Here is a 14,463-nt window from a genome sequence, read left to right on the forward strand (position 1 = left end):
GGTCTTACGCTCGGGCGACAGGAGACACAAGCCATGCGAATCGACCACGCCCCACGCGCCTTGCGGCGCGTTTTTCCATCCACGGCCGCCTTTGCCGCATCCCTTCTCATGGCGGGCTGCGGCGGTGGCAGCAGCCCCACTTTGGCCGATGCCGCAACGCCGGCGGCCGCCTGCGCCGACCTGCCTGACAGGGCAGGCCTAGCGGCCACCCGGCTGTCCACCAGCTATGTGCCGCCCGACACCCGCAGGCCGGGCGGCGCCAGCACCGGCGCGCTGCTGCCCGGGCACTGCGTAGTCACCGGCGCCATCAACCCGCGCGTGGGCGTGGACGGCAAGAACTACGCCATCGGGTTCCAGCTCAGCCTGCCGGACCAATGGAACGGCCGGTTTCTCTTCATCGGCGGCGGTGGCAACGACGGCATCCTGCGCGACACCTCGCTGAGCTCCAGCATCTCTGGCGCAACGCCTTCGCCGCTGGGCCAGGGCTTTGCGGTGGTCTCCACCGACGCGGGCCACACCGGCACGACGGCCAGCTTCGGTGCCGACCCTCAGGCCCGGCTGGACCACGCCTACAACGCCTACGACAAAACCGCCGTGGCGGCCAAATCGCTGATCTCCACGCGCTACGGGCGCAAGCCTGAGCACTCCTATTTTTCAGGCTGCTCGGGCGGAGGACGCCAGGGCATGGTGTTCTCGCAGCGCTTTCCCGACTACTTCGACGCCATCACGGCCGGGGCTCCTGCCATGCGGGTATCGAGCGGCGCCACGGTGGCCGCGATGTGGAACACCATCGAGTTCGATGCCATCGCGCCGACCGACAGCAGCGGCCGGCGCATCCTCTCCCGGGCCTTCAGCAACGAGGACCTGAACCTGGTGGCCAAGTCCGTGACCGCCTCCTGCGATGCGGCCGACGGCGTGGCCGATGGCATGGTGAACCACGTCAAGGCCTGCCATTTCGACCCCGGCGTGCTGCAGTGCGGCGGCGCCAAGACCGGCAGCTGCCTGAGCAGCGGACAGGTGAACGCGCTCAGAAACGTGTTTGCCGGGCCGCGCAACTCGGCAGGCCAGGCCCTGTATGCGGGCCAGCCGTGGGATCCGGGCCTGGCAGCGCCGGGCTGGCGCACCTGGACACTGGGCAGCTCCACCACCGCCACGCCGGATTCGCGCTACATCACGCTGATCGTGGATGCGCTGGTCAACGAATTCCTCACCCCGCCAGACCTGGGCTTCAACCCGCTGGCCTTCAACTTCGACACCGACCCGGCGCGCATGCAGGCCTACTCGGCCATCTATGACACCTACCGGGACGACCGGCTCACGACCTTCCGGCAGCACGGCGGCAAGATGCTCTTCATCCACGGCATGTCCGACCCCATCTTCTCGGCGCTGGACACGCTGGACTACTACGAGCGCCTGGCCGCCAACAACGGCGGCATGCAGGCCACGCAAGACTTTGCGCGCACCTTCCTCGTACCGGGCATGAACCATTGCTCGGGCGGCCCGGCCACGGACAGCTTCGACTCCATACAGGCCATGGTCGACTGGGTGGAGAAAGGCATCGCCCCGGACACCATCGCCGCCAGGGCCCTGCCGTCCAGCGCGGACTTTCCGCAGCGCACGCGCCCGCTGTGCCCGTATCCGAAGATTGCCAGGTACAGGTTCGAGGGCGCAGCCGCCGGCACGGGCAATGTGGAGGATGCGGCCAGCTTTGTCTGCGCCCTGCCCTGAGCCTGCGCATCTGCGGGCTGGACGGCGCAGGGCCGGAGCAAGCCTGCAGCGATAATGAGAAGCGTTCACTGCAGCGAGCGCTTCCCGCCACCGCCTTTCCGCCTCCGCCCATGCCCGCCACTTCCCAGCGCTACACCACGGCGCAGCTCGACGCCATGCGCCAGCGCCACGGTTTCAGCGTGCGCTTTCTCTCCACCGTCTCCGAAAACGATTGCATCTTCGAAGGCCAGGTGCAGGAGCACCAACTGCCTTCGGGCCTGCAGCTGGTCAGCTCCGACATCCGCATCAACCATGGCTATGAATCCACGTCCGAGCATCCGCGGCGCTTTACCGCCGTGGTCCTGCTGGACGGCCAGGCCGAGCTGCAGTTGCCCGGCGCCCGCAAGGCCCTGAGCGTGACGCGCCATGCCGCAGCGGCATTCTCCTGCGGCGACACCGAGGTGCTCAAGGCCACCCATGCGGCAGGCCAGAGGGTGCGCGGCTTCAACCTGTCCATCGAGGCACCCGAGGCCTGCGCCGATGCCGAATTGGCTGAGCTGCTGCACCATGCCCTGCGGCAGTCCGGCCCGCCGCTGCATGCCTGGTCGCTGCCCGAGCATCTGGCGGTGTCGCTGCGCCAGCTGCTCGATGGTGTCTGGAGCGGCAGCCTGGCCCGGCTGCACCGCGAAGGCATTGCGCTGCAGGTGCTGGCCTGCGCGCTGCAGGCACATGCGCAGCCACGGCCTGCGCCCTCGCCGCGCATCCATCCCCGGGACAGGCGCGGCCTGGAGCGCGTGCGCGAGTGCATGGATGCAGCGCCGGGCCAGGCGCACAGCCTGGACGACCTGGCGCGCCTGGCCTGCATGAGCCCGACCACGCTGCGCGAGAAATTCCAGGCCGCCTACGGCCAGACCGTGTTCGGCTGGCTGCGCGAGCGCCGCATGCAATTGGCGCGCGAGCGGCTGGCACAGGGCTGGAGCGTGCAGGAAGCGGCCGACTGCGTGGGCTTTCAGCACGCCAGCAATTTCGCCACGGCCTTTCGCCAGCGCTTCGGCCACGCGCCCAGCCAAGGCAGCCTGCGTCGCAAACCATAGGACTGGCGTCGCCGGGAACAGGCGGCGGCGGCGCACATTTCCCACAATCCGGGCTCACGCCCAGGACCATGGAAATGATGAGCATTCGCATTCAACACCCCACCCCGCGACACCCCCAAGGCGCGCGGACCCCGCTGTCCCTGCTGATCTGCGCCCTGTGTGCAGCCCCTGCGCCAGCAGTCTGGGCCGCCGACGAGGACAAGCCCCCTGCCAGGAACAGCGACACCGAACTGGGCACCGTCACCGTGCGCGCCGCCGCCGATGCGGGCACCACCGAAGGCACGGCGCGCTACACCAGCGGCTCCACAGGCACGGCCACGGGCCTGCAACTGTCGGCGCGCGAGACACCGCAGTCGGTCAGCGTGATCACGCGCCAGCTCATGGACGATGCAGGCCAGCTCACGGTCTCGCAGACGCTGGAGGCCTCCGCGCCCGGCCTGTCGGTGAGCCGCAGCGACAGCAACCGCTACCAGTTTTCCTCGCGGGGCTTTGGCATCAGCAACTTCCAGTTCGACGGGCTGGCCTCGCCCATCAACAGCCTGTGGAACTTCGGCGCCACCGACATGGACACCGCCTTCTACGACCGCGTGGAAATCGTGCGCGGCGCCACGGGCCTGCTCAATGGCTCGGGCGATCCGTCGGCCACGGTGAACTTCGTGCGCAAGCAGCCGCGCGAGACGGCGGGCGGCCATGCCTCGCTGACGCTGGGCCGCTGGAACCTTCGCCGCGCCGAGGCCGATCTGTCCCTGCCGCTGGACCGCGAAGGCCGCGTGCATGGCCGTGTCGTGGCCGTGCAATCGGACAGCGACAGCTACGTCAGTCACTTCGGCCAGCGCAGGCAGGGTCTGTACGCCGTGGTCAGCGCGGCCCTGACGCCCGCCACGCGGCTCGTGACCAGCCTCGAATACCAGAAGAACACCAGCCCCGGCATGGGCGCAGGCTTTCCGCTGTTCTATGCGGACGGCAGACGCACGGACTTCGACCGCTCGGTATCCAACAACACGCGCTGGTCGCATTTCGGCACGGAGAACACCACGGCCACGCTGGACCTGACGCACCGCCTGGACAACCGCTGGCTGCTGCGCGCCGCCTACAGCCGCAACGAAGGCAACTACGACATGCGCTACGTCTACCGGGGCGGCGCGCCGGACGCCAGCACCGGCCTGGGCATGGCCAACTCCTTCATCAAATACCGGGGCAACCGCTCGCGCGACAGCCTGCACCTCACGGCCAGCGGCCCGGTCGCGCTGTTCGGGCGCCAGCACGAGATTGCCGTGGGCTGGAACCATGTGCGCGACGACATCGACATCCGCCGCTACGCACCGCTGGGCACGCCGCCTGCCACGGACAACTTCCTCGACTGGCGCAACGGCAGCCTGGCCGAGCCGGGCTGGTCCGACATCTCCAACGGCGGCGACGACAGCCGCATGCGCCAAAGCGGCGGCTATGCCGTGGGGCGTTTCTCGCTGGCCGATGGCTGGACGGCCGTGGCCGGCGCCCGCCTGAGCCGCTGGTCCACGCGCCAGAACTACTTCGGCAGCCTGCGCGACTACCGCTACAGCAACGAAATCACGCCCTACGCCGGCCTGCTGTGGGACATCGATGCCCGGCACACGGCCTACCTGAGCTACACGGAAATCTTCACGCCCCAGAACTACCGCGACAAGCAAGGCAGCATCCTGGACCCCGTCACCGGCCAGGCCTTCGAGCTGGGCCTCAAGGGCTCCTGGCTGCAGGACCGGCTGCAGGGTTCCGCCGCGCTGTTCCAGACCCGCCAGGACAACCTGGCGCAGGACACAGGCGAATTCATCGACGGCACCACGGACCAGAAGGCCTATCGCGGCGTCAAGGGCGCGCAGGTGCGCGGCATCGATCTGGAACTCAGCGGCGAGCCGGCCCGGGGCTGGCGCATGGGCGCCAGCTACACGCACTACACGGCACGCAGCGCCAGCGGCGCCGCGTTCAACACCACGCACCCGCGCAGCCTGGTCAAGCTAACGGCCATGCGCAGCTTCGAGGGTGCGCTGCAAGGCCTGAGCCTGGGCGGCAACCTGCGCTGGCAAAGCCGCATCTGGCAGAACGTGACCAACCCGCTGCGCCAGAGCGTGCAGGTCGGCCAGGGCAGCTACCTGGTGGTCAACCTCTCGGCCCACTACCGCATCGACCCCACCTGGTCGGCCAGCGTGCAGCTCAACAACCTGCTGGACCGCCAGTATTACAGCCAGATCGGCTTCTACAACCAGGGCTGGTGGGGCGAGCCACGCAATCTGACGGTGAGCCTGAAGGCGGATTTCTAGGAGGACTTCGCCACCGGATCGGCGCTGGCATCGGCAACGATGCTTTGCGCTCCACCCTGGCGCCCCAGCATGCGCCAGCAGACGGCCAGCGTCACCGCCGCAGCCAGCAATCCAGCAGCAAAGCCACCGCCGTAGCCCACGGCCGCCGCCAGCGATGTCACCAGGGTGGAGGCCAGAATCTCCCCCGTGTCGCGGGCGCTTTGCACGGCTGTCATGTCGGTGCCGGCCTGCGGGCCGGCACCGGCAAAGCGCATGGCCAGCGTCATCACGGCCACCGAAGATGCACCCGTTCCAAACGCCCCCAGCGCCTGGGCCGCAAAGGCAGTGCCCATGTCCAGCGGCAGCAGACCTGCGGCCAGGGCCATCCAGCCCAGCGCCGAGGCGGCGCAGGCCGCCAGCCCGCAGGCCAGCGCCGGCCTGGCGCCCAGCCGTGCCACCAGCCAAGCGCCCCCGCCACAGCCCAGCAGCACGGTCACCGCACCGCCCGCCATGCCCACGCGCCCCACGGCCTCGACCGGCCAGCCTGCATCCACGAGAAACAGCTTGGCCAGGCCAAAGCCGCTGACGGCCGTGATGGACGACAGCACGGCTGCCGCCACCAGCGGCCAGGCGCCGGAGCGCTGCACAAAGGCCTTGAGACGGGCTGGCGACCGGCGAACGCCCGGCCGGCTGCGCAGGCCCTGCAGCGCAGCCGGCTCACGCCACAGCGCCACCAGCAGCAGGCTGAAGGCCACGGGCAGGCACAGGGCCGCCAGCGCCAGACGCTGTCCCAGCAAGCCCGCCAGCACCATGCTGCCGGCCCCGCCCACAAAGAAGCCCACCATGGTGCCGCCCACCTGCAGCGCATTGGCGCCAGCCAGACCACGGCCCCTGAAATGCTTGGCCACCAGCCCGTCCGTGGCAATGTCCTGCGTGGCACTGGCCAGGGAACCCAGGGCCGCCAGCGCCACGATGGCCGGCGCCGTCTGCAGCGTGATGCCCAGCGCAGCCGATGCCGCCAGGCACAACAGCACCAGGGCCTGCATGGGCAGGATCCAGCTGCGACGGCGCCCCAGGCGGGCCGACCACCGGTTGTCCACGCGTGTGGCCCACAGGAATTTCAGCACCCAGGGCAAGCCCACCAGGGGCAGGAAGGCCAACGCCCCGAGCTGGGCGCCCTCGCTGCGCAGCAGTGTGGGCACGGCGTCCATGGCCAGGCCCAGGGGCATGCCCTGGGTCAGGTACAGGCCGGCCACCATCAGCCAGGTGTGCAGGTCCGGCTGCGACATCGCAGGGGCGCTGTCCGCATCGTGCAGGGGCGGGCTCATGGCTGTACCTTCTCGTGCTCGCTGCCACGCGCGGGCGTGATGAACATCAGGCGGCCCGGCTGCACCGCTTCCAGCCGGTGCCAGCAGCCGCGCGGCACCACCAGCATCTGGCCTGCCGAGAGTTCCAGAACCGGAGCCTCCTCCCCGCGCCGCTGCGGGCGCAGCAGCACACGCACTTCGCCGTCCAGCAGGCACAGCACTTCGTCGCCGACGGGATGGCGCTCCCAGTGCCCGTCATGCAGCGAGGCACCGTCGCTGAAAGGCTTGATGCCAATGATCCAGTCGCTGGCCGGGTCCAGCTTTTCGTGCGGGCCCAGCACGCGCACCTGCGAAGGGGCGCACAGGCCGATGAGGTGGCTGGCCTGCGCCAGCGGCCGGGCGATGAGGGAATGGGCGTTCTTGTCCATGGTGTGTTCCATCGATGGTGAAGCGGGTTCTCAGAACTCGGCGCGCAGGCTGAGCGTGGCGCTGCGCGGCTCGCCATAGCGGTTGTTCCAGCCCGTGCCGGACAGGCTCTGGTAGTAGCGGCGGTCCGTCAGGTTGTCCACCTGCAGGGCCGCCGTGAGCTGGCGGTTGATGCGCCAGCCCAGGCGCAGGCTGGCCAGCGCGTAGCCGCCCTGCCGCAGCGTCACGCCCTGCGCCTGGTTGTAGAAGTCGCTTTGCGCGCGCAGGCCCAGGCCGATGCTGAAGCGGCGCTCTGCCACCGGCACCTGGTAGCTGGCCCACAGGCGCAGGATGTGGCGCGGCGTGAAGCTGGCGAAGGGCAGGCCCTGGTTCTGCGCGTCCTGCAGGTACTGCGTGCGGTTCCAGGTGTAGGAGGCGCTCAGGCGCAAGTCGCGGTGGGGCTGGCCTTCGATCTCGGCCTCCAGCCCTCGGCTGCGCACCTCGCCGGTGGCGATGTACCAGCAGGCATTGCCCACGCAGGGATGGGCCGGATCGGCCTGGGCACGGTTCTTCTGCCGGATCTCGAACAGCGCCAGGCCCAGGTTCAGGCGGCCGTCCAGCAGTGCGCCCTTGATGCCGGCCTCCAGGTTGTTGCCCTGTACCGGGTCCAGCAGTTCACCGGCATAGGTGTAGCTGCTCTGCGGCTGGAGGATGCGCGCATGGCTGGCATAGGCGTTCCACTGTGGGCCGAGCGCGTACACCAGGCCTGCATAGGGGGTGAACTGCGTGCCCATGCGCGTGCGCACGCGGCTGGCGGCTCCGCCTGCGCCGCCCGTCTCTTGCTCCCAGCGCGTGAAGCGCCCGCCCAGCACCAGCTTCAAGGGGTCGGCCAGCTGCAGCCGCGCCATGCCGTACAGGCCGCTTTGCCGCGTCTCGGTGGGGCCGCGCGTGGCGTAGCTGCCGACCAGGGGCAGCGGCACGCCGTGCGGATTCCAGTTCAAGACATCGACCGGGCTTTGCGGCAGATTGAGGATGGAGGCGGCCCATTGCGTGCTGCGCGTGCGCTGGTGGTTGAAGCCGGCCAGCAGCTCGTGCGTGCGGCCCCACAGCTGCACCGGGCCGCTTGCAAAGGCATCCACACTGGTCTGGCTGTCGTCGAAGCGGTAGGCCGCACCCGTGAGGCGCCCGCCCAGGCCCGTGGCGGGATTGACAGCGCCGTTGGCCCCGGCATAGAGCAGCTCGGAATCGCCGGAGAGGTGATTGAGGTTGAGCCTGGCCTGCCACCCGTTGCTCCAGACATGCTCGACGCCGGCAAAGCTGCGCGTGGTGTTCCAGTCGAAGCGGTCCCAGGCCGCGTCCAGATAGGTGCTGCGCGGCAGGCCCACATCGCGGCCGTCTGCATAGAAAGGCACGCCCGCCATGTTGGTGGTGGAGCGTATGCGCTGATGGTGCACCCCGGCGTGCACCGTGGTGCCGGGCGCCAGGTCCAGCTCGGCAATGGCGTAGAGATTGCCGGTGCGCTCGCCAGCCACGTCGTAGAAGAAGTCACGCTCCTCCTGCGTGGCCACCACGCGGGCACGCAGGCTGCCCGAGGCATTGAGCGGGCCGCCGACATCGGCCTCGGCGCGACGCCGGCCCCAGCTGCCCAGGGTCAGCCCCGCGCTGCCGGCAAACTCCCGCGTGGGCCGCTTGGGCACGAGGTTGACCGTGGCGGCAGGGTTGCCCGTGCCATGCAGCAGGCCTGCGGCGCCGCGCACGATCTCCACGCGCTCGTACATGGCCATGTCCATGCGCGGGCTGGCCGTGTTGCCCATGAGAATGGGCACGCCGTCCTGCTGGAACGAATCGATCTTGAAGCCGCGCTGGTAGTAGCCCGTGGTCAGCAGCTGGAAGGGCTGCACGGTGACACCGGGGGCGTTCTGCATCACGTCGTCCAGGCTGTAGAGGTTTTGTTCGCGCATGCGCTCCTGCCCGATCACCGTGACCGACTGGGCGATTTCCTGCAGGCTCTGGCCCAGCTTGTCCACGCCCGTGCCGGTGACTGCGCTGGCGCGGACCGTGATCCCTGGCAGTGCGGCTGTTTCAGGCGCGCTGCCTGCATCAACCGCCTGCGTCTCGGCATGCAGCCGGGCCGATCCGCCCGTGGCAAAGGCCAGGCACAGGGCCAGCGGCAAGGGGCGCAACACCAGGGGCCGCGCCGCCTTCATTGACGATGAATCCATCACTCCTCCCGAATTTCAAATGAGAACCAATCTCATCCAAATTCTGAAAGACGTGGGCAGCGTCCATGCGCGATTGCGTCACGGCCTGCCGCGATCCCGGCACGATCACGGCAAAATCACGGCACGACTGCAGCGCTGCAAAGCGGCTGCGGAGCCTGACCTGGGATGGAGACTATCCGCGCCGCAAGGCGCTGGGCAGCACGCCATGGTGGCGCTGGAAGACCTTGCTGAAATGCGAGGGGCTGTAGCCGCTGAGCGCGGCCGCCTGGGCCACATCCATCCGCGCAGAGGCCAGCAGCTCGTAGGCGCGCGCCATGCGCTGGGCCAGCAGCCATTCGGCCACCGTGCAGCCAAAGCACTGGCGAAAGCCCTGGGTGAGCTTGTTCACGTTAAGCCCCACCTCACGCGCCAGAGCGCGCAGGCTCGGTGGATCATCCAGGCGCTCGCGCAGCAGCTGCGCCGCACGCTCCAGTTGCTGGCGTCCGCGCCCGGACAGGTCTTCTTCCCCGGGCCGGGGCATGCACAGGGCCAGCAGCTCCAGCCCCTTGCCCGCCAGATAGAGCTGGCGCGCCGCGCCCTGCAGCGGACAGTGCAGGATCTGCTGCGCCACCGCGCGCTGGGCGGCACTGGCCTGGGCATCGCGGATGAGCGAGCCGCAGGCGCCGGATGCACCCGAATCTCCAGGAGCGCCTGCCTCCATCGCATCGGCCAGCCCCTGCGGCGTCAGGCCCAGGCTGGACGCCAGGCCCGACATGGGCAGGCTGGCCGACACGTACTCCAGATCCGAGCCCTGCTCCATCCCATGCAGCACGTCATGGGGTGCATCGCGCAGGCGCAGGTGTACGGAGGGACCGCACAGCCGCACGGGCGCCGAGCGTTCCAGCTGGTAGCTGATGCTGCCGGACAGCACCAGCACGAGCTTGACCCCGGCCTGCTCGCTCTCGCTGAACCACTGCGTGCGGTCAAAGCGCAGCCGGCCTGCCGACAGGCTGAGCATGGGCGTGGGCATTTGAACGGCGCCGCCGGGGGAAGAAGCAGGAAGGGTGCGGTCCTTTTTCATGGGCGGGTCCGGGCAGCTTGCGCCGTGGTGGCAGGGATCATGAGGGGCGCATGTTAATGCAATCCATTCTCATTTGCATAGCAAGGCCGAACAGGTCATTCGCCCGCCGCATGACGTCCTGCCAAAACATTGATTGACGTCAAGACAGCCACCACCCAGCATTGGCCCGCCTGAAAAATCCGCCGCCGGCCCCAGCCGCTGCGCCACCAAAAACACCGACAAGGAGACATCCCCCATGCCCCGCACCCTTTCACGCAAGCAATTCCTGCGCGCTGCCGCGCTGCTCGGCGCCACGCTGCTGCCCCTGCCCCAGGCCTGGGCGGATGCCTATCCCACCCGGCCCGTCAAGCTGGTCGTGCCCTTCGCCCCTGGCGGCAATACCGATGTGCTGGCGCGCATGGTGGCGCAGGGCCTGTCCGAATCGCTGGGCCAGCCCGTGATCGTGGAAAACATCTCCGGCGCCAACGGCTCCATCGGTGCCAGCCGCGTGGCTTCGGCGGCCAATGATGGCTACACGCTGCTGTTCGGCACGGCCGGCACCCAGGCCATCAACCAGAGCCTGTACAAGAACCTGAGCGAGAAGAGCCTGGGCGATTTCGAGTACGTGGCCCTGGTGACCACCATTCCCAATGTGCTGGTCGTCAACGAGACGCGCACGCCCGCCAGGACGGTGAAGGACCTGGTGGCACGCGCCGCCGCGCAAAAGACCGGCATGAGCTATGGCTCGCCGGGCAGCGGCTCCACGGTCCACCTGTCGGGCGAGCTGTTCAAGAGCGCCACCCAGCTGGACATGGTGCATGTGCCCTACAAGGGCAGCGCGCCGGCCCTGACCGACCTGCTGGGCGGCCAGATCGATTTCATCTTCGAGAACGTGACGCCCGCCCTGCCCTTCGTGCAGTCGGGCAAGCTCAAGGCCCTGGCCGTGACCTCCGAGCAGCGCCTGCCCGCCCTGCCCGATGTGCCGACCATGAAGGAAAGCGGCTACCCCACCTTCGTGACCGGCACCTGGAACGGCGTGCTGGCACCCAAGGGCACGCCGGCCGCCATCGTCAAGCGCCTGGAAGAGGCCACGCTCAAGGTGGCGGGCCATGCCGACTTCAAGTCCAAGGTGACGGCACTGGGCGGCGAAGTGCGCCTGCTGGACTCCAAGGCCTTCCGCGAATTCACGCGGGCCGAGTACCAGCGCTGGAATGCGATCGTGCAGACGGCGAAGCTGGAACGGCAATAACGTCGGCTCCGGTCCCCGCCTCCGGCGCCCGCTGGCGGCGGGTCCAGAACGGCTCGGCCGCCCAGCGCTGCTCCAGCGCGTAGTAGTGCTGGTGGTGGGTGCGGTACGCGGCGCGTATCGTGCCGATCCACGCACTCCAGGACGGCAGCGCATCGGCATCGCCCGCCAGGCTGCGGCGCACGGCCTGGGCGGCCTCGCTGCCCGTGACCAGGCTGTTGAGCAGGCCCTGCGATGCCAGGGGATCGAAGGACAGGCCTGCATCGCCCACGGCCAGCCAGTCCGGCCCGCTGGCTGCATCAAGCCATTGTTCGTGGGCGGCGGCCACGCGCAGCGGCTCCAGCAGCCGGCTGCCCCTGCTGCGCGCGCCCACCAGGGCCGTGTGATGCGCCATTTCCAACAGATCGGCCGTGCTGCGCAGGCGCCGGGCTTCAGGCAGATCGATGTCGGTCTGCCAGGCAATCACGCAACTGCCATCGGGCAGGTCGGCGCTGTACCACCAGCCTTCGGCGTCCGACTCGATCATGGTGGTGCCTGCATGCTCATGCGATGGCGGCTCCACCCAGGCGTGAAAGCAGACCAGGCGGCCACCACGGTGGACCTGGGCGCCCGCCTGCCGGGCCACGCGGGCCGCGCGGCCCGTGGCATCGACCACGATGCGGCAGGACAGCTCCAACGGGCCGTGCGCCGGGTCGCCCTGCGCCCTATCGATCAGGCAGCGCCAGCGCATGGGTGCGCCCGGTGGCTGGCGCTGCATGCTGCGCAGCGTGGCGGGCACCAGGCAGGGCACGCCACGGCTGCGCGCAGCCTCCAGCAGCATGGCGTCGAAGCGCTTTCGGTCCAGGTGCCAACCCGCGCCATGCGGGTCGAACAGCGCGTCCTGAAAGATGACCTCGGAGCTTCCCCACAATGACCGCCGCGACCAGGCAGGACGGTGGCCCTGTGCCGCGAACGCATCCCACGCGCCCAGGTCGGACAGAATCACCCGGGCCGCAGCGGGCAGGGTTTCGCCAATGGCCCGCCCAGCCAGCACGGCGCGTCCTACCAGCGCCACGCGGCAGTGCCCTGCCAGTTGCGCGGCAACGGCCGCGCCCGCCGGCCCTGCGCCCACGACGAGCACATCCAGTTCATCCGGCAGCGGCGCGGCGGCCATGGCGTGCGACGGCATGGCCGGCACTCAGCGCGGCAGCACCGGGCCGCGCTGCGTCATGGCGCGCAACTGCTGCTCGTTGTCTGCATCGAAGGGCTCGATGCGGGGAGGCGCCTCCTGCCCGTCCGGTTGCACCGCAGTCTTGAGCACGTGCGACGGCGCCGGGGCGATGCGGTTTTCCACCTGCATCACCGGCGGGAAGTCCTTGTCGCCCCGCAGGCCTGGCCGACTCTCGATGACGCCCATGTCACCGAAGTGGCTGATCATGCGGTTGATCTCGCTCTCATAGCCTTCCTCACCCAGTGTGCGGAACCACGACTCGCGGCGGTTGAAGGCGGCAACGCGCTGCTCGCGCGGCAGTTCGGTGTCGATGACCCTTTCATAGGCCTCCTGCGTCAGCACCTGGTTGGGCACGCGGGCCGGCCAGAACGTGGGCAGGTAGGGGTCGTAGCGTGGGCCATAGCCGGCGTAATAGCCGCTGCGGCAGCTGGCGGTGTCGGTCTGCCATGGGACCGCCATCCAGCGTGTGAGGTCGCCGGCCACCTGCGCATACAGCGGCCCGCTCTCGGACAGAGCCACCGCAGGCGTGAGCCGGGAGCCGTAGAGTTGCAGCTCGGGCGGGTTCACTGCCGCCTCGCGGATGCGGAACGGCGCCCGGTACATGCTGGCGTGCCGCATGGGCCAGGTGATCTCGCAGCCCGGATGGAAGGCGTCGGCCAGGCAGTCGTCCATGGCGGCATGGTCGAGCATGGCCGGCTGCTCCTGCAGCGGCACGTCGGCGAGCTGGGCAGGGTACTGCTGGCCGGGCTTCCAGTCGGACAGGAAATGGCCACCGACCCACAGGTCCAGCATCCTCAGCTGCGTGGCCGTCAGCGCCGCATGCTGGCGCGGTGTGTCGGCGGGCGGCACGGCCATGGCGTCGCCATACAGCCAGGGCCAGGGCTGGGGAGATGCGCCATCACGGTCAAAACGGCGGAAGGCATTCGCAACCTGCTGGCGCAGCTCGGCCCAGGTCGTGCCCGGGCTGTTGAGCCTGGCGATCCACGCTTCGTCATCTGCACTGGCCGCCCCGCCCCAGCCGAATTGGGATGCAAAGCCCTTGTTCGCCCACTGCAGGCTGCTCTGGCGCTGGAGTATGGGCAGGATGTGCCGGCTGAAGGAGACGTGCAGCGGGAAGGCGGCCATGCCCGAGTGGATGTACACATCCTCCATCAGGTCCTTCATGGTGCGCACCGACTTCATCTGCGGGCCGTAGTTGGGCGGCGCAACCGTGACCCATGCCGCATCCACCGGCACGGAAACGCCGGCCACGACGACCTTGGCACGCACGGGGCCGTCGGCCACATCGTCATGCCAGCCCTCGTTGTTCGCAAACGTGGTGGCCTTGGAGCCATCCACGGAGGCAGAGACGCCACGGCCTCCCAGCACAAGAAGCTGGCCCGTCTTTTCAATGCGCAATTCGCCCAGATAAACCGGCTTGCCGCAGAAACTGCCGCTGTCGAATGCCACCGGGGCAGAGCCGTTGGCAATGCGGCGGGCTCCGGGTCGAATGGCCAGGCTTTTCCGGTCCTTCACCGTGGCATTGCGCAAAATCGTGGGATCGGCTGCTGCGGCTTCAGGCACGTCCAGCGCCAATTGGAATTGATACCAGGCGGCCTTGGTATTGGCCAGTTCGACTTCCCATTCGATCTGGTCCTGGTCGGACGTGAGTTCACGCACCACCTCGCCCGCGGCGTTGTAGCCGTAGATGCGAAAGCGCGCAGCCTGGCGCTTGAGCGCGCCCTGCGCATCACGCAGGCTGCCCGGCGCCATGGGCGGCACATGCATCAGCTCGGGGCCGACATAGTACTCATCCGGACTATTGCCAATACGCGCCACACCAATTCCCGGGTGTATGGCTGCACGCACAATGGTGGAGTCGATTCCCATTCGTCGCCCTTTCAGTTGCTGAGGCACTGATTGCAACAAACAGTATCAAAAATGCCGAGACAAAGTTAATTATCGGGAATCAACAATC

The 14,463-nt window shown here is 68.8% G+C and carries 10 protein-coding genes; 4 read left to right on the top strand and 6 right to left on the bottom strand.

What is annotated here, in order from left to right:
* Positions 1-33 precede the first annotated feature (33 nt).
* The 3 genes from ACUTR7_RS03200 to fauA all read left to right on the top strand — a co-directional run bounded on the left by ACUTR7_RS03200 (position 34) and on the right by fauA (position 5,098).
* The gene (locus tag ACUTR7_RS03200; protein ID WP_445608108.1) at positions 34-1,728 is read left to right on the top strand and encodes a tannase/feruloyl esterase family alpha/beta hydrolase; all 1,695 of its coding nucleotides are present in this window, start codon (positions 34-36) and stop codon (positions 1,726-1,728) included.
* A 110-nt stretch (positions 1,729-1,838) separates the two neighbouring features.
* Positions 1,839-2,801, top strand: a complete 963-nt coding sequence (locus ACUTR7_RS03205) for a helix-turn-helix transcriptional regulator (protein ID WP_445608109.1) — start codon at positions 1,839-1,841, stop codon at positions 2,799-2,801.
* 77 nt (positions 2,802-2,878) lie between these two features.
* Entirely contained in the window at positions 2,879-5,098 is a 2,220-nt protein-coding gene (fauA, locus tag ACUTR7_RS03210; protein WP_445608110.1) for a TonB-dependent alcaligin siderophore receptor FauA, read from the top strand.
* Here fauA and ACUTR7_RS03215 read toward each other — a convergent pair.
* The 4 genes from ACUTR7_RS03215 to ACUTR7_RS03230 form a co-directional block, all read right to left on the bottom strand.
* A complete protein-coding gene (locus tag ACUTR7_RS03215) occupies positions 5,095-6,366 on the bottom strand; it encodes a RhtX/FptX family siderophore transporter (RefSeq protein WP_445608238.1) in 1,272 nt (423 codons plus the stop codon). The two genes, fauA and ACUTR7_RS03215, sit on opposite strands and share 4 nt — an antisense overlap.
* Before the next feature lie 35 nt (positions 6,367-6,401).
* Positions 6,402-6,812 carry a cupin domain-containing protein gene (locus ACUTR7_RS03220; RefSeq protein WP_013802629.1) on the bottom strand — a complete coding sequence of 137 codons (411 nt, stop codon included), beginning with the start codon at positions 6,810-6,812 and terminating at the stop codon, positions 6,402-6,404.
* A 30-nt stretch (positions 6,813-6,842) separates the two neighbouring features.
* Positions 6,843-9,011, bottom strand: coding sequence for a TonB-dependent siderophore receptor (locus ACUTR7_RS03225; protein ID WP_445608111.1), 2,169 nt, complete (start codon positions 9,009-9,011; stop codon positions 6,843-6,845).
* Positions 9,012-9,183: 172 nt separating this feature from the next.
* Entirely contained in the window at positions 9,184-10,071 is an 888-nt protein-coding gene (locus tag ACUTR7_RS03230) for a helix-turn-helix domain-containing protein (protein ID WP_445608112.1), read from the bottom strand.
* 235 nt (positions 10,072-10,306) lie between these two features.
* On the opposite strand from ACUTR7_RS03230, the gene ACUTR7_RS03235 reads away from it, so the two are divergent.
* Entirely contained in the window at positions 10,307-11,299 is a 993-nt protein-coding gene (locus ACUTR7_RS03235) for a Bug family tripartite tricarboxylate transporter substrate binding protein (RefSeq protein WP_065345722.1), read from the top strand.
* On the opposite strand, the gene ACUTR7_RS03240 is transcribed toward ACUTR7_RS03235, so the two are convergent.
* Together ACUTR7_RS03240 and ACUTR7_RS03245 are read right to left on the bottom strand one after the other, a co-directional pair.
* On the bottom strand, positions 11,235-12,464 hold the full coding sequence (locus ACUTR7_RS03240) for an FAD-dependent monooxygenase (protein ID WP_445608113.1): 1,230 nt from the start codon (positions 12,462-12,464) through the stop codon (positions 11,235-11,237). The genes ACUTR7_RS03235 and ACUTR7_RS03240 overlap by 65 nt on opposite strands.
* 9 nt (positions 12,465-12,473) lie before the next feature.
* Positions 12,474-14,375 (bottom strand): LodA/GoxA family CTQ-dependent oxidase, encoded by a 1,902-nt coding sequence (locus tag ACUTR7_RS03245; RefSeq protein WP_445608114.1) that lies wholly within the window; start codon positions 14,373-14,375, stop codon positions 12,474-12,476.
* Positions 14,376-14,463: the final 88 nt, after the last annotated feature.

The organism is Delftia sp. NA_296.1 (assembly GCF_052692095.1).

Bases quoted from the DNA above. Each gene is read 5' to 3' on its own strand.
- fauA (WP_445608110.1), top strand. From the start codon at position 2,879: ATGAGCATTCGCATTCAACACCCCACCCCGCGACACCCCCAAGGCGCG.
- ACUTR7_RS03225 (WP_445608111.1), bottom strand. From the start codon at position 9,011: ATGGATTCATCGTCAATGAAGGCGGCGCGGCCCCTGGTGTTGCGCCCC.
- ACUTR7_RS03200 (WP_445608108.1), top strand. From the start codon at position 34: ATGCGAATCGACCACGCCCCACGCGCCTTGCGGCGCGTTTTTCCATCC.
- ACUTR7_RS03215 (WP_445608238.1), bottom strand. From the start codon at position 6,366: ATGTCGCAGCCGGACCTGCACACCTGGCTGATGGTGGCCGGCCTGTAC.
- ACUTR7_RS03240 (WP_445608113.1), bottom strand. From the start codon at position 12,464: ATGCCGTCGCACGCCATGGCCGCCGCGCCGCTGCCGGATGAACTGGAT.
- ACUTR7_RS03220 (WP_013802629.1), bottom strand. From the start codon at position 6,812: ATGGACAAGAACGCCCATTCCCTCATCGCCCGGCCGCTGGCGCAGGCC.
- ACUTR7_RS03205 (WP_445608109.1), top strand. From the start codon at position 1,839: ATGCCCGCCACTTCCCAGCGCTACACCACGGCGCAGCTCGACGCCATG.
- ACUTR7_RS03245 (WP_445608114.1), bottom strand. From the start codon at position 14,375: ATGGGAATCGACTCCACCATTGTGCGTGCAGCCATACACCCGGGAATT.
- ACUTR7_RS03235 (WP_065345722.1), top strand. From the start codon at position 10,307: ATGCCCCGCACCCTTTCACGCAAGCAATTCCTGCGCGCTGCCGCGCTG.
- ACUTR7_RS03230 (WP_445608112.1), bottom strand. From the start codon at position 10,071: ATGAAAAAGGACCGCACCCTTCCTGCTTCTTCCCCCGGCGGCGCCGTT.